Genomic DNA, 20,115 nt, shown 5'->3' with positions numbered 1-20,115 from the left:
TGATTCGTATTAATTTATCTATTATGCCCTATTTAATGCCGGCCGCCAGGGGCAAAGATGGTTTGTCAGGTGGGCGCTTATTTGCAGGTGCTTCTTTGGTTATTCACAGGAACCTGTCACTTTTTACTAAAGCTTTTTATCACAGATATGATAATCCTGCGAAATCGTTATATTTGTGTTGAGGTAAAAATTGGATAAAGTAAAAGTTTTAGAAAGGTATCTTCCGCCCGATGCTGCTCCGCTCATTGGTCGCTGGATTGACTACTTTAAATGCGAGTTTAAAATTTCGCGCAACCGCGGTACCAAATTTGGCGATTACCGTTCGCCTTATGCAGGGAAAGGTCACCGCATCTCTGTGAATTATGATCTTAACCCGTACGCTTTTTTGGTTACCACCGTACATGAATTTGCCCATCTGCATACCTGGAATGAGCATAAGCAAAAAGCCCGGCCACATGGTACCGAGTGGAAAAATAATTTTAAACGGATGATGCAGCCTTTTTTTGAAAAGGACATTTTTCCGCCCGATGTTAAACACGCAATTGTGAGTTACCTGGATAACCCGGCGGCTTCAAGCTGTTCGGATTTGAACCTGTACCGTTCCCTGCGCAAATACGATGCGCCAAAAGAAGCGATGCTGACAGTTGAAAAAGTTCCCTTTAAAGCCTTGTTCAAAATAAAAGGCGACCGTGTTTTTAGAAAGGAAGAGCAATTACGCAAGCGGTTTAAATGCGTAGAGATAAAAACCAAACGGGTTTATTTGTTTAGCCCCGTGGCCGAGGTGGAATTGGTAGAAGATTGAAAATTAAAAGAAAAGGGAGAAGAAGCACGGCTTCTTCCCCCTTTTCTTGAGACGACACTTTTTAGTCGTACCCTTTATCAGGGCTGCCTTATATTATTTGCTTGCGCTCCAGCCGTCGCTCCAGCCTGTACCGCCTGCAGCTTTTGAACTTTTTACCAACTCATCATATTTTAGCTTTTGTGCAGGGGTTAAAACAGCCTTGATTTTTTTTATTGTTGCCGTGCGCAGCGGCTCAATAGCAACCAGCATCTTGGTGTTATCACCTTTGGTTTCAGTTTTAATTTTGTCAAACTTTGCCGACGATTCTGTATAGATAGCAGCAACTTTTTTGCATTGCGGATCAGTAAGTTTTAACTTTTTTTGCAGTTCCATCGCTTTTTCTTCCGGCTTGCTGCCGGCTGCGGTTTGGGCAAAGCTTGCTGTTGTTAATCCAATAAACAGGCAGCATAATAAAAGTAATTTTTTCATCTTTTAGGTTTGATTAAGATTGTTCGTTATTTTATTTAAATGTAGTTGGTTTTATTCAAAAACAAATAAGCTGCCAACACATTTATCAAACAAACTTACAAGTTAATTTGTTTTTGCCGCCATAGGCATACACATTGTCATATCCTGTTTGTCAATAAAAGTTAATTTAGCCAATTGTGTTACTTTATATTGATCAACGCCTTCGGTTATCCTCAAAAACTGGTTTGGCGTTACATTTGTAAAATGCTGAACAGCACCGCTGCCAGCCCACTTTATTTCAATATCGTCAATTACTTTAGCCTGCCCTATGCCAATTTCCTGTCGTAACGGCGATGATCCAAAGCTTCCGCCGGAGTTTACGTCTTTATAAACACTTCGTTTTACGCCATTTTCGGTAAATGTTAGTTTAATGTGGCTCCCTATAGCTACCTTATTGGCTTTTACGCCATCAAGCTTTAAGCTTATCCAATTATTGTTGTTATTACGCGGGTTAAGGTATAACGAGCTGGTGTACGAATCGCCGATGTAGGCGCCGCCCATTTGGGCAAATATATCCTGGTTGCCGGTATTCCTTAAATCGGCAAAGGCAATACCATGCCCCTTTTGCAGGTTGCCCAGTCGAGACGACGTGGTGATGTCAATAAATTTTTTCCCGCCATCATTTCTGAACATTTTATTAGGCACCAACGACCTGAAATCGGGATTACCTGTTCCAAAATACATATCCAGGTAGCCATCATTATCAATATCACCAAAGTTGCCCCCCATGCTGTACACCACCTTATCTAAACCAACCTCGCTGGTTACATTGGTAAAAGTACCATTGTGGTTGTTGTGGTATAAAAACACGTTCCCGGCATCCGGCACGGCTTTACCTAAAGCTGCCGCGGCGCTGTAATAAGCCAGCGGGCGGTTAAAGTTATAATCGCTCACCAGTACGTCCTGCCAGCCATCATTGTCATAATCATAAAACCAGGTAGTAAAAGTCCGTTCTTTATTTTGAGCAAAACCGGCTTTTTGAGTTACGTCTTCAAAATCAATCTTGCCGCCTTTAATGCCTTTGTTCCTGAGCAGGTACTTGGCGCCGGTCATGGTGGAAATAAAGATATCCGGGTAACCATCGTTATCATAATCGGCAGATGTAACGCCCTTTACAAATGATACAACATCGCAGTGCGCTTCTTTGGTAACATTGGTAAATGTACCATCGTGGTTATTAATGTACAGCATACATGTTGATGAATTGCCGTCCATATCCTGTGTTGATGTCTCGGTTCCAACAAAAACATCCAGCCATCCGTCGTTATTAAAATCGGCCCAGGTGGCTGTTTGCGTTGGATGGTAATATAACAGACCGCTTGGTATGGTTACATCAGTAAAAGTACCATCGCCATTGTTACGCAGCAATGAGCTGGGCTGGTTACCATAGCCTTTGGTGAGCCAGGCGCCCCTTAATACAAAAAGATCGATATTGCCGTCGTTATTATAATCTGTTTGCTGAATATTAAGTCCGCCGGTTATTCCTTTAAGCCCGCTGTATTCGGTTCGATCGGTAAATGTGCCATCCTTGTTGTTTTCAAAATAATGCATCGGGTCGCTCAAATCCCAGGCCGATGTGATGATATCAAGATAGCCATCGTTGTTAAAATCGTCAACGGCAACCCCGCCGGCCCGGCCATTAACATTAAGGCCAAGGCTTTTAGCAATATCTTTAAATGGCTTTTGTCCGGCTACGCTATCGGCATTCAAACCAGGGATCAAAACATCTTTTGGCACCTTTTTAGGGTATTCGCCCAGTGTCATGTAAGCTATGTTGAGCAGCCACCTTGATTCCATATCATCGGGATGTACCCTTAAAATGGTTTTATAAATTTGAATGGCTTTTCTTGATCCGGTTTGCAGTTTATGTACACCATCATCTTTGATCGGAAAAATGCACGACGAGCCAGTGTGGTTAAGCATGCAATTGCTGCGTTCGCCCAGGCGCATATAGGCAATACCCGCCTCGGACAAGAGCCTGTCTGATGGCATAAATTCCAGTCTGTCTATTATTTTTTCATAAATACTTACAGATTTTTCTTCCTGTCCCGCCATAAGCAATAGCGATGCCTGGGCCGACAACAGGTAGGAGTCCTGGTCATTAGGCGGTATTTTAACCAACGAATCGCAGTAGGCAATTTTTACCTCGGGGTTAAACGGGTTTGCCATGTTGGTGTTTTTTTTATTCAATTGGTCAAGCATCTCTATCATTTCCTGGTGCGATGATTTGGGGCTGGATGCTATTATGGTAAAGCCTATTGCTACAATGAGCGTTAGGGCTGCGGCTATTTTTATTTTCATTTTGGGCTGATGTGATGTTGTCTAAAAGTGGTATTGTTTTAAACACTTGCTTTTTAAATAAATTAAAGTGTTAATGCAAGCTGGTAAAGTTGGGCGGGGCAAAGCCAGAGCCAAACAGGTTGCCAATCCGGCTAATAAACTATCAACTATGCATTTAGAGTGTTGTGTAAAAAATCGAAATGTTTTATCATGTCATTGCGAGCGATAGCGTGGCAATCTCGTCGCAAGCACAGCGGATTTTGCATCGTTCGCGATTGCTTCGTTCCTCGCAATGACATAATTTTTTTGTCATTTCCAGTTCGGAGCCCCCGGGATTTACAACTCAGCACAGGCAAATACACCTGAAAACACAACATTAAATATTAGTTGATAGTATCCTTAACGGATTAGGCAATAAGAAAATTAGCAGGAAACTTTAGGCGGCTGCTCGGGAATATCCTGGTGAAAATGCACCGGCTGCTGTACAGGATGTACAATATTTTTTTGAAGATATTTTATAGGGCAACAAAACACAATATTTGCAAAGGTTAAACTAACGTTATCCTGCATAATGATTTTGCCATACGGCACATGGTCTTTTTGCGGCACCGGGATATCTTTAACACCCTTGGCATTCAGTACATTTTTATCAACCGGGCGCGTAGTTTCGTAATTAGGAATGCACATGAGGTGTATAGCAGTCCGGGTTACCTTCATTTTTACGTAATTGTAATTGGTATTACCAAACTGTATTTGTCCGGCTATGTTTTCAAACCGTTTCCAATCATGAATATTGGGTAAATTAACAGGTATAGCTATTTCGGTCAGGTCTTTAACATCATATAAACCTTTGCTCACCTGCTGGTTGTAGAACTTATTGGTTTTATAAACCAGATATTGATGCAATGCCAATTGCCCGCCGATATTTAGCAGGTGAATACTTAGCAATAAAAAGGCAACAATCTTTTTCAATCTGATTTATAGGTATAAAGATATCTAAAGGTGCGACTTATAAATATGTTTTCAAAATTTATTTATAACTATAAGTAAATATTAATATCTATTGATTGAAAAGGGGTGTTGAAATTAACCCTGATTGTCAGCTGAAAACAGTAAATATTGATTATACGCCTGGTTTTCCATATTGATCATATGTACGCACCGATGAATAACTTTTAATTGCCGGCCTATGTAACTACGCCAGATCTGCATGTGTTCTGCAAAAGCTGCTTTATAATAGCCTACAGGTCTTTCTTCGTGAAATTTTCAACCAAAGGGTTAGGGTAATTATCGCTTTGATCTTCGGCTACGTTATCCAGGCATTTAAAATCCTTTTCAACCAACAGGTACATTTGGGGGCTGTTATTCTCATAGCCAACGCGGTCGGTACTTGTCCATTCAAGCGCCAGGGCGGCGGGCATATATAAGGTAATGGTGTTGTTGGCAAAATCTGCCGTTAAATACTCGCAGATAGTGCGTTGTAGGGCATATTTGAATACCTGGGAACCAAAATTGGTTGTTTCTTCCAGGTAGCCGTCCCGGTCAAAGTTCGCTATGTCGGTTTTGGTGAGGCGATAGCGTAACGAGTTGCCTTTTATCCTGATTTTCATAACTGTTTAATTGTTAACGTCAACTACATCACCTATGATAATAATAGCCGGATAGGTAAGCTGTTGCGCTGCAGCCATAGCCGCCAGGTTTTTAACTTGCCCCCGTGCTGATTTTTGATGCGGAAGCGATGCATGCTGTATGATAGCTGCGGGTGTATCCCCTTTGTCCGCTGTAGTATAGGCAAGGGCAATTTCGGCCAGTTTTTTCATGCCCATATATATAACTACTGTTGCATTGCTTTGCATAGCGCAGGCCAGGTCGGCAGATAAGCTGCCATCTTTTTTGGTTCCTGTAACCATCCAAACACTTTCGCTCACCAGGCGGTGGGTTAAAGGAATATCCTGAAGGCCCGATGCCTGCATGCTGGTAACACCTGGTATGTACTGTGTAGTTATGCCATGTTGCCGGGCGTAAATTATTTCTTCAAAGCCGCGGCCAAATATAAACGGATCGCCACCCTTTAGCCTTACCACATTGCCTTTGGTAAAGGCGTAATGCTTTATCAGCTCATGAATGGTTTCTTGCGGGGTGTAATCGCCATAGGGTTGTTTGCCTACATATACCTTTTCGCAATCATCTCTGCAAATATCCAGCAGTTCTTTATTGGCCAGGTTGTCATATAATACCACATTTGCCTGTTGTAATACCTTATATCCCTTCATTGTTATCAATTCCGGGTCTCCGGGACCTGCTCCAAGTACAAAAAGAACCGGATTTTCAATTATTTTTTGCATATTTTGAAATTTTGCATCAAAAAACAGGTTTTTAGGCCATTTTATTTTGATGATTTTGTTAAAACGTTAAAATCATTATTTACAATCAACATAAATAATGACTTAAATTATATCATTAGCACTAAATTAACAATTAAAACATCAATAAACATGATTTATTTAATAAAAAACTTGAAAAAAATTTTTATTTGCCATTTTTTTGAGTTATAATTGTGATGTAAATGAAATCAGGGTCGTATTTGATTCATTTAAGTTTGAAAATTGCTTTAACATTTAAAAAATTTCGATATGTCAAAACCAACCATTATTGTTGTAGGCAACGGTATGGTGGGCTATAAGTTTTGCGAGAAGCTTTTAGCCAGATCAACCCAGTTCCAAATAATTGTTTTTGGCGAAGAGCCCCGTCACGCTTATGACAGGGTGCACCTGAGCGAATATTTTAATGGCAAAACTGCCGATGATTTGTCGCTCTCCACTTTATCGTGGTATACCGACAATGGTATCGCTCTGCATTTGGACGATCCTATCCAGGAGATTAACCGTTCCGAAAAAACAATCCACTCATTAAAAGGCGTTACTTTAAAATACGATTACCTGGTTTTAGCAACCGGTTCATCTGCTTTTGTGCCCGATATTCCGGGGATAGAAAAAGAGGGCGTATTTGTATATCGTACCATCGAAGACCTGGAGCTTATAAAAGCCTGCGCGGCCAACGCCAAATCGGGCGCTGTTATGGGCGGCGGTTTGCTGGGTCTGGAGGCTGCCAAGGCTTTGATTGACCTGGGCATTACAGAAACACATGTTATTGAATTTGCGCCGCGGCTAATGCCAAGGCAGATAGATTCGGCAGGCAGCAATATGCTGCAAATGAAACTAAGCCAGCTGGGTTTACACATCCATTTAAATAAAAGTACAGCAGCCATTGTTGGCGATAAAAAAATTCAATCACTAAGGTTTAATGACGATAGCCAGCTTGTGGTAGATATGCTGGTAATATCTGCAGGTATCCGCCCGCGCGATGAGCTGGCAAAACTGGCCGGTCTGCATGTAGGCACCCGCGGCGGTATTGTGGTGAACGAAAAAATGCAAACCAGCGATGAGCATATTTATGCCATTGGCGAATGTGCCTTATACGAAGGAATGATTTATGGTTTGATAGCGCCCGGTTATGAGATGGCTGATATTGCAGCCGCTCATTTAACCGCGGCCGACAAATCTTTTTATGGGTACGATATGAGTACCAAATTAAAATTAATTGGTGTTGATGTAGCCAGTTTTGGCGATGCCTTTATAACCGAACCCGATTGCCGCACCATTTTGTTTGAAGATACCCATAAGGGAATTTACAAACGCATTAACATTACCAATGACGGCAAAAACCTATTGGGCGGTATTTTAATAGGCGATGCAGAGGCTTACAATATGCTACTGCAAACGGTTAATAATAAAATTGTATTGCCGCCCGATCCGGAAGATTTGATCCTGGGATCAAGAGGCGGTGCTGCAAGCGAAGGCGCGGGCGTAATGAACCTGCCCGACGATGCGCTTATTTGCTCATGCGAGGCGGTAACCAAGGGAGCAATTTGCTCGGCGGTAACCGATGGCGGCGTTGCCAGTATTGATGGCATGAAAAAATGCACCAAGGCCGGTACAGGCTGCGGTGGTTGTGTGCCACTGGTGAAAGATTTGATTGCCGGTACTTTGAAGGCAAACGGGCAGTATGTTAAAAATGTAATTTGCGAGCATTTTGACTACTCGCGCCAGGAGCTGTTTGACCTGGTAAAAATAAATAAGCTTAAAAATTACGACCTGGTACTTGACCATTACGGTAAAGGCGATGGCTGCGAAACTTGTAAGCCGGTTGTTGCCAGCATTCTATCGAGCCTGTGGAATGATGTAATTGTAAAACAAGAAGTAATACAGGATAGCAACGACAGGTTTTTGGCCAATATTCAAAAAGGCGGTACTTATTCTGTAGTGCCACGTATCCCCGGAGGAGAAATTACACCCGACAAACTGATAGTGATTGGTCAGGTGGCTAAACGATACGGATTGTATACCAAAATAACCGGCGGCCAACGCATTGATTTGTTTGGTGCACACTTAAGCGATTTGCCATTAATTTGGGAAGAGCTGATAGATGCCGGTTTTGAAAGCGGCCACGCATACGGCAAAGCTTTGCGTACGGTAAAAAGCTGCGTGGGTAGCACCTGGTGCAGGTTTGGTTTGCATGATAGTGTAACTTTTGCTATTGAGATTGAAGATAGGTATAAAGGTATCCGTGCACCTCACAAACTTAAAGGTGGCGTGAGCGGCTGCGTACGTGAATGTGCCGAAGCGCAATCAAAGGATTTTGGGATTATAGCTACCGAAAAAGGCTGGAACCTGTACATATGTGGCAATGGTGGCTCAAAACCACAGCATGCACAATTATTAGCTACCGATATTGATAAAGAAACGTTGGTAAAATACCTGGATAGGTTCCTGATGTTTTATATCAAAACCGCCGACCCGCTAACCCGTACTGCAACCTGGCTTAATAAGCTGGATGGCGGAATGAGCTATCTTAAAAATGTAATTGTAAACGATAGCCTTGGCCTGGCCGAAAAATTGGAAGAAGAAATGCAAACGTTGGTGGATACCTATCACTGCGAGTGGAAAGAGGTGGTTGAAAATCCGGCCATGCGCAAACGTTTTGCCCACTTTATAAATGCACCCGAAGAGAAAGACCCGACCGCGCAGTTTGAACCAATGCGCGAACAGGTGAAAGCTAAAGGGTGGTAGGTTTCAAAGTAAAAAATCAAAATTCAAAAGTCAAAAAAAGAAGGCCACATGTTTGATAAGAGCATGTGGGGCTGATAAAAATATAACACAATGGAAACAGCGATAGAAATTAAATGGATACTGGCATGTTATGTAGATGACGTGCCGGAAAACGGCGGATCGTGCGTAAAACATGGCGATGAGCAGATAGCTATTTTTAATTTTACCCGAAGGGGCGAGTGGTATGCAACTCAAAATCTTTGTCCGCATAAACAGCAAATGGCTATTTCACGGGGAATGATAGGCAGTACCGGCGAAAGCTGTGAGCCGAAGGTTGCCTGCCCGTTCCATAAAAAAGCATTCTCATTACTTACCGGCGAGTGTATTGGCGAAGAGGAACTGGTTATCAAAACCTATCCCGTAAAGGTTACCGACGGTAAGGTATTTGTGGGCATTGCCTGAGGAATACCGGAAAAAAAATTGAAGCTAATTAAGGCGGGGATCCAAAAGGGTTGCCGCCTTTTTTATGCAAACAGGCGGCCCGTGCCCGATCTGTCTAAAATGTGGTTAGGTTTAGGAACTGCTAACAAATAAATATCGAACACTGAATGCTCAATACCGAATAATGAAGGAGAGGCTTCGGTGTTGGGCATTCAAAATTCATTATTCGATATTATATATACTACTGGTTGGTATCCTGTGTTAAAATGAATAATTTTTCCTGGTTAACAATACTGATCTTTTTGCCGTTGGTGCTGATGATGTCTTCCTGGGTCAGCTCGTTCACCACCCTGAAAACGGTTTCATAAGTTGCGCCGGCATAGGAGGCCAGGTCCTGGCGGGTAAGCTCAATATCAATATGGCCATCTTTGTTAATGCCAAACTGATCTTTTAGTGATACCAAAGCATGGGCAACGCGGCCTTTAACAGGCATATGTGCCAGGTTGCGCATCTTCTTTTCTGCTTCCTGTAATTCATCAGCAAAAAATAACATCAACTGGTAGGTATATTGAGGGTTTACTTTTAAAGTTGCTTCAAAAAATTCCATATCAACATAACATATTATACCATTTTCGAGCGCTGTTGCCGAAATTGGGTAATGAGTTGCATGTTTTCCTAACACTCTGTGCCCAAAAATGGCTCCATTATTGGCAAAACGGATGATGAGTTCCTTATCTGAGCCCCATTTTTTGTGAACTTTCACATTTCCCTGGTACACAAAATAGATTCCGGTAACCGGATCGCCTTCGCTGAAAATGACCTGTCCTTTCTTAACTTTGAAGTTTTTTCTGTTTGCGGCAATGGCTGGCAACCATTCTTTTATACAACTTTTGCATAAAGTGCAAGTTTGATTGTCGCAATGAATGTTCTTTTTCATTTAGTATCTAGTTTCTCTTGTTTTTTATTAAAAATAGTGATAAAAATCGTGTTAATTGTTAAAATTTAATGCGTTTAGGTAGTTTAAGTTGATGAATATTGATTTTTATCGAATTTAATTGCGAATTATTCAATTTTTATCTGCTTGAAAATTATCAAAAACATATTTTGGTAATTTTTAAACCCATGAAATTTAAAATTTTGATAAAAAATTAATAATTACATGATTTTAATCATAAAAATTTACTTTTCGATGCAAATATTTGCATTTATTCATTAAATACGATATATTTATTAAATTAAATCAGGAATTATTAAAAAAAAGATGTCGCCTATGGTGAAAATAAAAAAAATATAAAAAAAAGCCCTGTCGGGAGGTCGCATTCCGAGACAGGGCCAGTATAGTTTTTAATCGCTTTAACAAATAAAAAACCAATTCAAATGTATAAAAATGTACGTTATAAATTCATAATATTCGCCGTAATTTTAATTTCAGGCACCTTACAAATTAACATTGCAAAGGCCCAGTTTAGCCTGGCAGGGCAATTACGTATCCGGGGAGAAGCCCGTGACGGCTATGGTAACCTTGTACCAAAGGGCGCAAAAAGCGCCGACTTTATTTCGCAACGCACCCGTTTAAATTTTGGTTATAAATGGGATCTTTTAACATTTGGCGTTAGTGTTCAGGATATTAGGGTATGGGGAGCTGATGCTTCAACCATATCAGCAGCGGATGGTAACCGCTTCATGTTACACGAAGGCTGGGCCGAGCTAACGCTGGCCAACAAAGCCGATACTAACGTTAAGTTTAAGTTATTGGATTTGCTTACCTTTAAAATAGGCCGCCAGGAATTAATTTATGATGATTCGCGCCTTATTGGTAACCTTGATTGGTTGCAACAGGCACGCCAGCACGATATGGCCTTATTAAAAGCTGTGCACCACGGCTGGCAGGTTGACCTGGGTTTTGCTTACAATCAAAACACAGATGCCAATGGTGTAACCAACACCGGTTATTTGCCAGGGAATTTACCTGCATATATTAAAAATAGTTTAGGTACGCTGGTGCCGCTTCCGGCCGGTATTGTTCCGTTAACTGCAGCAGGAAGCGCAGCAAACAACAGTTCAAAAACCGGTACTCCATTATTTACAAACCCTGCCGGTACCAATGGGGCAACGCAAAACTACAAATCGTTCACCAGTTTGTATATCAGCAAAAAGTTTAATCAAACCAAAATGTCCATATTGTTTTTGAACGACAACTTCGGTAAATACCGCCTCGATTCTGTAGGCAGCGCAACTGCCGGGTATGTATATGGCAGGCGGTTTGTGCCAAATGGCGCAGCTGATACTTATAATTATGGTATTAATAAACGCTATACCTATGGGTTAATGCTGAGCCCTACTATTGGCAATGCCTCGGGTTTTGGCAAAATAGCTATCCAGGCAGCTTATTACCGTCAATCGGGTAAAGACAGGGATGGCAAAACCATGGGTGCTTACCACTATACTGTTGCGGCAACTTACCAAAAAGATCTTTTCAGCGTAACACCAGGTTATGATGTATTATCCGGTACAACCGTTGCCGATCAGGCATTAGGGAAAAACAATTCGTTTGATCCGTTGTACGGCACTCCTCATAAGTTTTGGGGCTATATGGATTATTTTTATGCTGGCACCGGATCGCCTAAAGGTGGTTTAAGCAACCCTTACATCAAATTTAAATATACCGCCAACTCCTTTGCTTTAGGCCTCGATCTGCATTCCTTTTCATTGAACCAGGATATGAAAAAAGCAGACGGCACAACTATTAAAAGAAACCTGGGTAAAGAAGCTGATTTACAGTTTAGCTATAACATGAACAAGTTTACCAATATTGAATTGGCTTACTCGTTGATGAAAGCTACAGACAGTATGCCGTTTGCCAAAGCACAAGCCGTAAACGATGCTACTGCTGCAACCTTTAATAAAACAGGTACCTGGGCTTATGTAATGTTAAAATTTACCCCCGACTTTTTTTACAGCAAACCGGTAGCTATTAAACAATAACTAAATCATTAAAACTTAAAATGCCTGCAATGAATATACACATACAAAAATATTACAAGCCCATACTATTATGGTGTTTGTGCGCTTTACTTTTGGTAAGTGGCGCTGCTGCCAAACCACCAAAAAGAGTAGTTAAGCTGGGCTTTATCCCGTTAACAGACTGTGCCCCGCTGGTAATTGCAAAAGAAATGGGCTTTTTTGCCAAATATGGTGTTGATGTGCAATTATCAAAAGAAGCATCATGGGCGGTTATTCGCGATAAAATATTAAATGGCGAACTGGATGCTGCGCACTGCCTGTTTTCGATGCCGTTTTCGGTTTACACCGGTATTGGTGGTAAAGCAGGATCGGAAATGAAAATTGCCATGATCCTTAATAACAACGGCCAGGCCATTACCTTATCGAAAGATTTTTGCGGGCTGGTTGGTTTCCGCGACTTGAAAAAGGTAGCCGGCGCAATTAAAGAAGTAAAAGCCCGTAAGGAAGTAACTTTTGCTATGACGTTTCCGGGCGGCACGCACGATATATGGTTGCGTAACTGGCTGGCAGCTTGCGGTGTAAATTCAAAATCGGTGGGTATTATCACCATACCGCCGCCGCAAATGGTAGCCAACATGAAAGTTGACAATATGGAAGGCTTTAGCGTAGGCGAACCATGGAATGGTGTAGCCGCAACACAGGGAATTGGGTTTACCCAAATATCCAGCCAGGACATCTGGAAAAATCATCCGGAAAAAGCGCTGGTAGCCAACAAGGCTTTTGCCGAAGGCGATAAAGAGGACCTTAAAAATGTAATGAAAGCCCTTATTGAGGCCTGTAAATGGCTTGATGTAATGAGCAACCGCAAAAAGGCAGCGCTTTTATTAAGCAAACCCAATTATGTGAATGCCCCGGTACAGGTTATTGAGGCCCGGTTAATGGGTTCAACAGAAATTGGTTGCGACCTGGGTGTGCAAAAATACAAGGATGATTATATGTTGTTTTACAACAATGGCGCTGTAAATACACCAAAACTATCATACGGTATTTGGTTTATGGCCCAGTACATGCGTTTTGGAATGATCAGCAGCGCTCCGGATTATTCGGGAGTAGCGCAAAAATTAATCCTGGATGATTTATACGCCGAGGTTGCTAAAAGCATGGGAGTACCTGTGCAGGAGGATATGAAACCTTTTAAAACCAACCTGGAAACCATTGTTTTTGATCCGAAGAACCCGGCGCCATATATAGCCGGTTCAAAAAAATAGTTTGAATAGTTATTTAACATGGAAAAAACCTGCCGGGCTTATATGGCCCGGCAGGTTTTACCAAAACATTAAAATGATATGAAGCAATTATTTTCAGTAAAAACGGCCCTGTCGGTAGGCTATTTCCTGGCAGGCATGATCATTATGGGCGGTATATGGGCTTTAATAGCTAAGCTCACTAAAAACGAAATTCCTGCGCCATCGGCTACCTGGACTGTTTTTAAGGAGGTAATACAGCATCCATTTCAAAACGATGCCGACCAGAAAGGGATAGGCACCAAACTGCTAAGTTCGCTTAGCCGGGTAAGCATTGGTTTTGGTTTGGGCAGTTTATTTGCAATACCCATTGGCTTAATTATGGGGAGCAGCAAAATAGCTATGCGGGTTATTAACCCGATGGTGCAAATTTTAAAACCTGTTTCGCCCCTGGCCTGGTTCCCATTAGGGCTGGCCATTTTCCAGGACTCGCCAAAGGCCAGCATTTTTATGATTTTTATATGCTGTTTGTGGCCCACTTTAATCAATGCGGCTTTCGGCGCCGCGCACATTCCGCAGGATCATAAAAATGTGAGCAAGGCCTTCGGTTTTTCAAAGTGGAAATACCTTACCAAAATATTATTGCCTTTTAGTTTGCCCCATATTGTTACCGGCTTAAGGCTATCAATAGGTATTGCCTGGATGGTAATTGTTGCCGGCGAAATGCTTTCGGGAGGAATTGGCCTGGGCAACTTTGTTTGGGAAGAGGGATTTAACGGAGGAAGCGTAGCAAAAATTTTAGTAGCTATTATAATAATAGGAGTAGTTGGGTCATTGCTGGATAAGTGTTTTACCTGGTTACAGCAAAAATTCTCGTACGCGGTTTAAAAATTAATTATCATTTATTAAAAACTTAATTTTATGAGTAACACGTCAATAATTGCACCACCAGAGGATGACATTACTGCAACTGCTGAAATTATTTTGGAACAAGCCGCCAATGCGCCGGTCAGCATCCAGATAAATAATGTGACAGTTAGTTTTAAAACGCCCAAAGGAATATATACCGCTGTTAAAGAAATTGATTTAACGGTAAAAAAAGGCGAAATAGTAGCGCTGATAGGCCACTCCGGCTGTGGCAAATCAACCCTGATGAGCACCATAAGCGGCATGGTTAAACCAACAAGCGGCGAGGTGTATGCCAATGGCAAAAAAGTAAACTCGCCGGGGCCCGACAGAGGAATTGTGTTTCAAAATTATTCCCTGCTTCCGTGGCTTACGGTTTATAAAAATATTGAAGTAGCAGTTGGCGCCGCCCTAAAAGAGGTGCCTGCTGCAGAGCGGGTTAAATTAGTGGAAACTAATTTAAGAATGGTAAATCTTTGGGAGCATAAAGATAAGTTGCCCGGCCAGCTTTCGGGCGGTATGAAGCAACGGGTGGCTATAGCCCGCGCTTTTGCTATCAATCCCAAAATATTATTACTTGATGAGCCTTTTGGTGCGCTTGATGCCTTGACCAAAAGTGCCATGCACGTTGAACTGCTGAAACTATGGAACCTTGATCATCGCGAAAAAACCATTGTAATGGTTACGCATGATATTGAAGAAGCCATTTTTTTGGCAGACAGGGTAGTGGTTATGAACAATGGCCCTGCGGCTACTATAAAAGAAATTGTAGATGTACCATTGCCAAGGCCGCGTAATAAAAAATTTATAGTACACGATCCTATGTATATGGAAATTCACGACCGCTTATTGAATTTACTGATTGATAAGTTTTCTATAGATGACGAAGAACATTAATAATATACCAACCCCCAAAAAACGATAGCATGAATACTACAACAATGAAGCAACTTACCAAACTGAATATATTTTCGTTAAAGGGCGTGCAGATGCGCACCTTCCACACCACATGGCTCATGTTTTTTGTGTGCTTTTTTGGCTGGTTTGGCCTGGCGCCACTGATGCCAACCATCCGTGCCGAACTGCACTTAAGCAAAGGGCAGGTAGGTAATACTATTATAGCATCTGTAGCTGCTACTATTATAGCTCGCCTTATTATCGGTAAGCTTTGTGATACCTGGGGACCACGCAAAACAGCAGTAAGGTTATTGCTTATAGGTTCATTGCCCGTTTTTTTAGTGGGATTGGCGCATGATTACACTTCGTTCCTGTTGTTCCGCCTTGCTATTGGCGTAATAGGTTCGTCATTTGTGATTACACAGTTTCATACCTCTATGATGTTTGCACCTAATATAAAGGGTACAGCCAATGCTGTAACAGGTGGTTGGGGTAACCTGGGTGGTGGTATAACTAATATGGTAATGCCGTTAATATTTGCCGCCATAGTTGGTGCAGGTTTTACCAAAGCCGAAGCATGGCGTTACGCCATGATAGTACCGGGTGTATTGATGCTGATCATGGCATTTATATATAATAAATATACCAAGGATACGCCCAACGGTAACTATGACGAAATAGGGCATACCAAAACCAGTTCTTCAAAAACGGATTGGTCTATTTTGGCCGACTGGCGCGTTTGGGCCTTAACCTTATCATACGCCATGTGCTTTGGAATGGAAATCACCTTTGATAACGTAGCCTCGTTGCACTTTGTCGATACGTTTCATTTGTCGCAAAGCTCGGCTGGTTTTTGGGCGGGTATTTTTGGCTTCATGAACATTTTTGCCCGTGCGTTGGGTGGTATCGTATCTGATAAGGTTGGCGGTAAATTCGGCATGCGCGGTAAAGGCTTATTGCTTGCCGGTGTATTGCTATTAGAAGGTGCAGGGCTTGTGCTGTTTGCCAGTTCTGGCAACCTAACGACTGCTATAATTTCCATGCTTTCATTCGCGCTGTTCCTTAAAATGTCAAATGGCGCTACTTATGGTATTGTGCCGTTTATCAACAGTAAAAATGTAGGTATGGTAAGTGGTATAGTTGGCGCCGGCGGTAACTTGGGTGGCATGCTGTTTGGCTTCTTGTTTAAATCCAGTACCATCACTTATGTACAGGCATTTACCTATATCGGCATCGCGGTTATGGTAGTTGCTGTAATTGTATTGATCACCCGTTTTCAAAAACAAACCGCATCAAAAGAAGTTGAAGAGCCGATGGTTGCGGTAGCTTAATTAAGCTCAAAGCAGAAAGCTAAAAGCCAAAAGCTTTTTAGCTTCAATTACAAATAAAAGCAGAATCGCTTAAAGCCTTTGGCCTTAAGCCTTCTGCTTTCAGCACAAAAAAAATGTCGATAAATAAACGCTCTGTTAATACATTAAAAAGTACCTGCTGTTATTGCGGGGTGGGTTGCGGCGTTGTTATTAATAAAGAGAAAAATGGCAGCATCACTTTAGAAGGGGATAAAGATTATCCTGTAAATAAAGGGATGTTATGTAGTAAAGGGCTTAACCTGCACTACACCGCCAATGATAAAACCGACAGACTATTGTACCCGCAAATGCGCTATAACAAAAGCATGCCCATGCAAAGGGTAAGCTGGGATGATGCACTGGAGCGTACAGCAGCCGTTTTTAAAACTTTCATCAACAAATACGGACCCGATTCGGTTGCGTTTTATGCTTCGGGGCAATGCCTTACCGAGGAGTATTATGTGATAAACAAGCTGATGAAGGGTTTTATAGGCAGTAATAATATCGACACCAATTCGCGCCTGTGTATGAGCAGCGCGGTAGTGGCTTACAAAGTAGCGCTGGGCGAAGACAGCGTACCGGTTTGTTATGACGATATTGAACTGGCCGATTGTTTTTACGTTACCGGCGCCAACCCGGCCTGGTGCCACCCTATTTTATGGCGACGGGTTGAGGCACACAAAGCTGCCAATCCCAATGTTAAAATTATAGTGGTTGATCCGCGGGCTACTGATACCTGCAGCATTGCCGATTTGCACCTGCAGCTAAATCCCGGTACGGATATTACACTTAACCACGCCATTGGCCGGGTATTGATAGAAAATGGAGACATTGACGTTGATTTTGTAACCAAACATGCCGATGGTTTTGAACAATACAGCAAAATAGTATTTGAACGTACACTGGCCGAATCGGCGCAGATTTGCGGCATAAGCGAAAGCGATATTAGACTGGCTGCCAAATATATCGGCGAAGCCAAAGGTTTTATTACCATGTGGACGATGGGCTTAAACCAAAGCTCCATAGGCGTGAACAAAAATTTAAGCCTGATAAACCTCAATTTAATAACGGGGCATATTGGTAAACCAGGTTCGGGCCCGTTATCATTAACCGGGCAGCCAAACGCTATGGGCGGGCGCGAAGTAGGTGGCCTGGCCAACTTGTTGCCTGCGCATCGTAACCTGGCCAATCCTTTGCATAGGGAAGAGGTACAAAAGTTTTGGGGAGGTGCCCAAATAGCCGCCAAACCCGGCCTTACCGCCACCGAAATGTTTGAGGCACTGAATGATGGCCGCTTAAAAGCCATCTGGATCATGTGCACCAACCCGCTAACCAGTTTGCCAAACGTGCGCCTGGCCGAAGAAGCGCTTAAAAAAGCGAAATTTGTAGTGGTACAGGAGATCAGCAGCAAGCCCGAAACTTTGGCGTATGCCGATGTGATACTCCCCGCCGCCGCCTGGGCCGAAAAGGAAGGCACCATGACCAATTCTGAAAGGCGCATCAGCTATTTGAGTAAGGTGCTTGATCCCCCCGGCGAAGCCATTCCGGATAGCGAGATTATTTGTCGCTTTGCCAAAAAAATGGGTTATAAGGGTTTTGATTTTAAAAACGCCGCCGAAATTTATACCGAGCACGCGAAACTAACCACTAAAACCAATATCGACATCAGTGGACTAACCTACGAGATCATCAAACAGCAGGGATCGGTACAGTGGCCTTATAAAAAACGGAATGTAACTATAGGTACCCCCCGCCTGTTCACCGATAAAAAATTTTATACCGAAAACGGGAACGCCCAAATCAGCGCTGTTCCGGATACCCTCACCAGCGAAATGCCTGATGAGGATTTTCCATTTATACTCACCACCGGCCGTATCCGCGATCATTGGCATACCATGAGCAAAACGGGTAAGGTGAACAAGCTTAACCAGCACATTAAGCAATCGTTTATGGAGATAAACCCGCTTGATGCTGTTGCGTTAAACATACAGGACGGTGACGTTACCATCATTAAATCTCGCAGGGGCGAGGTGAGTGTGAAGGCAAAAATATCCCCGGAAATAAAACAAGGTGTTGTTTTTGTGCCCATGCACTGGGGCAAAATACTCAATAACGATTTGCACCGCATCAATAACGTTACCAATGATGCGGTTGACCCGATGTCGAAAGAGCCGGATTTTAAATATTGCGCGGTAAGCGTTCAAAAATATAAAAAGCCTTTTCAGCGTATAGTAGTGGTAGGCGCGGGCGCAGGTGCGCATGGCTTTGTACGGTCATACCGGGAATTGAATAAGGATGATGAGATAACCATTTTTAGTAAAGAAGAATATCCTTTTTATAACCGCGTAATGCTGCCCGACTACATAAGCGGCGAACAAAGCTGGGAGCAGCTGATAAAAATGACCGATGAGGAGGAGCCTGAATTTAAGATAAGATTATTACGCGGTGTTAGCATCGAAAAAATAGACCGTGCAAATAAGTATGTGCTGGATAGCCGTGGGGTAAAAACCTATTATGACGTGTTGTTGCTGGCTACAGGCAGCCGGGCGGCCATCCCTAAAAACGTACCATCCTTGCAGGGTATTTTCAGCATGCGCAGCCGTAATGATGCCGACAACTTTAAAAAGCATATGCCAAAAAACGGGCATGTGGTTATTGTAGGTGGTGGTTTGCTGGGTTTGGAGATGGCTGCTTCCCTGCGCGAAATGGGGATCACGATCACCATTATTCAGCGTACATCACGGTTTTTGAACCGCCAGCTGGATGAGTTGGGCAGCCGTTTGCTGCATGAGGAAATGGCCGACCAGGGCTGCGATATTTTTTATGATGACGAGGTGCAGCTGTTTTACGGCCGTAATAAACTAACCGGTATCGGCCTTAAAAGCGGTCGCAAAATTGATTGCGACGCCATGATATTGGCTATCGGTACAACCCCCAACCTGGAGATTGCTAAAGACTGCGGGCTTGACATTAAACGAGGTGTTATTGTAAACGAGCGGTTACTCACCAGCGACCCTAACATATATGCCATTGGCGAAATAGCCGAATTTAATGGCACGCTGTATGGCATTACCGCCGCTGCCGAGCAACAGGCTGCTGTAGTTGCCGGCTACATGAATGGCGATATTGGCAGCTACTATAAAGGCAGCCTGTTCATGAATATTATTAAAATTCATGGCTTTGATTTATGCAGTATTGGCTTATCAGAGTGCCCGGATGATAGGGAGTACGAAGAGATAGTATTTATTGATAAAGCCAAACGCTATTATAAAAAATGCATTATTCACCAGGATAAACTGGTAGGCACTATTTTAATTGGCGATAAAGGCGAATTCCAGGAATTTAAGGAGTTGATAGCCAACAAAACTGAACTGAGCGACAAGCGCCTCAAACTGCTGCGCAGTGGCAAAACCGCCGAGCCTGTTTTAGGTAAACTGGTATGCAGCTGCAATAATGTGGGTGCCGATAACATACGCAATAAAGTGGCCGCCGGCTGCACCCAACTGGCCGATGTTTGCAGCCAAACCGGGGCAGGAACAGGCTGTGGGTCATGCAGGCCGGAAGTAAAGCGGCTGTTAGAAGAGGTTTTGCAACAGCAATTAATAAAGGTGTAAGCA

The 20,115-nt window shown here is 42.7% G+C and carries 15 protein-coding genes; 9 read left to right on the top strand and 6 right to left on the bottom strand.

Going from position 1 to position 20,115, the window contains the following annotated elements; translation table 11 throughout:
* Positions 1–190 precede the first annotated feature (190 nt).
* Complete coding sequence (locus AC1DXF_RS19290; RefSeq protein WP_477450332.1) at positions 191–802, top strand: SprT-like domain-containing protein; 612 nt, start codon at positions 191–193, stop codon at positions 800–802.
* A 93-nt stretch (positions 803–895) separates the two neighbouring features.
* Here AC1DXF_RS19290 and AC1DXF_RS19285 read toward each other — a convergent pair whose 3' ends face one another.
* From AC1DXF_RS19285 to cobA, 5 genes are all read right to left on the bottom strand, one after another.
* A complete protein-coding gene (locus AC1DXF_RS19285) occupies positions 896–1,270 on the bottom strand; it encodes a hypothetical protein (protein WP_477450331.1) in 375 nt (124 codons plus the stop codon).
* A gap of 102 nt (positions 1,271–1,372) precedes the next feature.
* Positions 1,373–3,610 carry a CRTAC1 family protein gene (locus AC1DXF_RS19280; protein ID WP_477450330.1) on the bottom strand — a complete coding sequence of 746 codons (2,238 nt, stop codon included), beginning with the start codon at positions 3,608–3,610 and terminating at the stop codon, positions 1,373–1,375.
* Between the two features lie 402 nt (positions 3,611–4,012).
* The gene (locus AC1DXF_RS19275; protein ID WP_477450329.1) at positions 4,013–4,561 is read right to left on the bottom strand and encodes a hypothetical protein; all 549 of its coding nucleotides are present in this window, start codon (positions 4,559–4,561) and stop codon (positions 4,013–4,015) included.
* A 269-nt stretch (positions 4,562–4,830) separates the two neighbouring features.
* Positions 4,831–5,199, bottom strand: coding sequence for a DUF7009 family protein (locus AC1DXF_RS19270; protein ID WP_477450328.1), 369 nt, complete (start codon positions 5,197–5,199; stop codon positions 4,831–4,833).
* 6 nt (positions 5,200–5,205) lie between these two features.
* The gene (cobA, locus tag AC1DXF_RS19265) at positions 5,206–5,934 is read right to left on the bottom strand and encodes a uroporphyrinogen-III C-methyltransferase (protein WP_477450327.1); all 729 of its coding nucleotides are present in this window, start codon (positions 5,932–5,934) and stop codon (positions 5,206–5,208) included.
* Between the two features lie 288 nt (positions 5,935–6,222).
* On the opposite strand from cobA, the gene nirB reads away from it, so the two are divergent.
* Positions 6,223–8,718, top strand: a complete 2,496-nt coding sequence (gene nirB, locus AC1DXF_RS19260; RefSeq protein WP_477450326.1) for a nitrite reductase large subunit NirB — start codon at positions 6,223–6,225, stop codon at positions 8,716–8,718.
* A 90-nt stretch (positions 8,719–8,808) separates the two neighbouring features.
* Positions 8,809–9,159: a nitrite reductase small subunit NirD gene (gene nirD / locus AC1DXF_RS19255; RefSeq protein WP_477450325.1), complete on the top strand. Its 351-nt coding sequence runs from the start codon at positions 8,809–8,811 to the stop codon at positions 9,157–9,159.
* Positions 9,160–9,379: 220 nt separating this feature from the next.
* Here the strand turns inward: nirD and AC1DXF_RS19250 are convergent, their stop codons facing one another.
* Entirely contained in the window at positions 9,380–10,075 is a 696-nt protein-coding gene (locus tag AC1DXF_RS19250) for a Crp/Fnr family transcriptional regulator (RefSeq protein ID WP_477450324.1), read from the bottom strand.
* A gap of 440 nt (positions 10,076–10,515) precedes the next feature.
* Here AC1DXF_RS19250 and AC1DXF_RS19245 point away from each other — a divergent pair, with 440 nt between their 5' ends.
* From AC1DXF_RS19245 to AC1DXF_RS19220, 6 genes are all read left to right on the top strand, one after another.
* Complete coding sequence (locus tag AC1DXF_RS19245; RefSeq protein WP_477450323.1) at positions 10,516–12,123, top strand: alginate export family protein; 1,608 nt, start codon at positions 10,516–10,518, stop codon at positions 12,121–12,123.
* A gap of 29 nt (positions 12,124–12,152) precedes the next feature.
* Positions 12,153–13,370 (top strand): CmpA/NrtA family ABC transporter substrate-binding protein, encoded by a 1,218-nt coding sequence (locus tag AC1DXF_RS19240; RefSeq protein WP_477450322.1) that lies wholly within the window; start codon positions 12,153–12,155, stop codon positions 13,368–13,370.
* A gap of 78 nt (positions 13,371–13,448) precedes the next feature.
* Positions 13,449–14,234, top strand: coding sequence for an ABC transporter permease (locus tag AC1DXF_RS19235; RefSeq protein ID WP_477450321.1), 786 nt, complete (start codon positions 13,449–13,451; stop codon positions 14,232–14,234).
* A gap of 33 nt (positions 14,235–14,267) precedes the next feature.
* Positions 14,268–15,149, top strand: a complete 882-nt coding sequence (locus AC1DXF_RS19230) for an ABC transporter ATP-binding protein (RefSeq protein ID WP_477450320.1) — start codon at positions 14,268–14,270, stop codon at positions 15,147–15,149.
* Between the two features lie 29 nt (positions 15,150–15,178).
* Positions 15,179–16,480: an MFS transporter gene (locus AC1DXF_RS19225; RefSeq protein WP_477450319.1), complete on the top strand. Its 1,302-nt coding sequence runs from the start codon at positions 15,179–15,181 to the stop codon at positions 16,478–16,480.
* Positions 16,481–16,593: 113 nt separating this feature from the next.
* Entirely contained in the window at positions 16,594–20,112 is a 3,519-nt protein-coding gene (locus AC1DXF_RS19220; protein WP_477450318.1) for a molybdopterin-dependent oxidoreductase, read from the top strand.
* Positions 20,113–20,115: the final 3 nt, after the last annotated feature.

The sequence above is a fragment of the Mucilaginibacter sp. P2_A5 genome (assembly GCF_056404995.1).
This window is presented reverse-complemented; position numbering and strand designations above follow the sequence as displayed.

What these genes read in the sequence shown, in the direction of transcription:
- AC1DXF_RS19225 (WP_477450319.1), top strand. Translation starts at nt 15,179, where the DNA reads ATGAATACTACAACAATGAAGCAACTTACCAAACTGAATATATTTTCG.
- AC1DXF_RS19245 (WP_477450323.1), top strand. Translation starts at nt 10,516, where the DNA reads ATGTATAAAAATGTACGTTATAAATTCATAATATTCGCCGTAATTTTA.
- AC1DXF_RS19270 (WP_477450328.1), bottom strand. Translation starts at nt 5,199, where the DNA reads ATGAAAATCAGGATAAAAGGCAACTCGTTACGCTATCGCCTCACCAAA.
- AC1DXF_RS19240 (WP_477450322.1), top strand. Translation starts at nt 12,153, where the DNA reads ATGAATATACACATACAAAAATATTACAAGCCCATACTATTATGGTGT.
- AC1DXF_RS19250 (WP_477450324.1), bottom strand. Translation starts at nt 10,075, where the DNA reads ATGAAAAAGAACATTCATTGCGACAATCAAACTTGCACTTTATGCAAA.
- AC1DXF_RS19235 (WP_477450321.1), top strand. Translation starts at nt 13,449, where the DNA reads ATGAAGCAATTATTTTCAGTAAAAACGGCCCTGTCGGTAGGCTATTTC.
- AC1DXF_RS19220 (WP_477450318.1), top strand. Translation starts at nt 16,594, where the DNA reads ATGTCGATAAATAAACGCTCTGTTAATACATTAAAAAGTACCTGCTGT.
- nirD (WP_477450325.1), top strand. Translation starts at nt 8,809, where the DNA reads ATGGAAACAGCGATAGAAATTAAATGGATACTGGCATGTTATGTAGAT.
- cobA (WP_477450327.1), bottom strand. Translation starts at nt 5,934, where the DNA reads ATGCAAAAAATAATTGAAAATCCGGTTCTTTTTGTACTTGGAGCAGGT.
- AC1DXF_RS19280 (WP_477450330.1), bottom strand. Translation starts at nt 3,610, where the DNA reads ATGAAAATAAAAATAGCCGCAGCCCTAACGCTCATTGTAGCAATAGGC.
- nirB (WP_477450326.1), top strand. Translation starts at nt 6,223, where the DNA reads ATGTCAAAACCAACCATTATTGTTGTAGGCAACGGTATGGTGGGCTAT.
- AC1DXF_RS19230 (WP_477450320.1), top strand. Translation starts at nt 14,268, where the DNA reads ATGAGTAACACGTCAATAATTGCACCACCAGAGGATGACATTACTGCA.
- AC1DXF_RS19285 (WP_477450331.1), bottom strand. Translation starts at nt 1,270, where the DNA reads ATGAAAAAATTACTTTTATTATGCTGCCTGTTTATTGGATTAACAACA.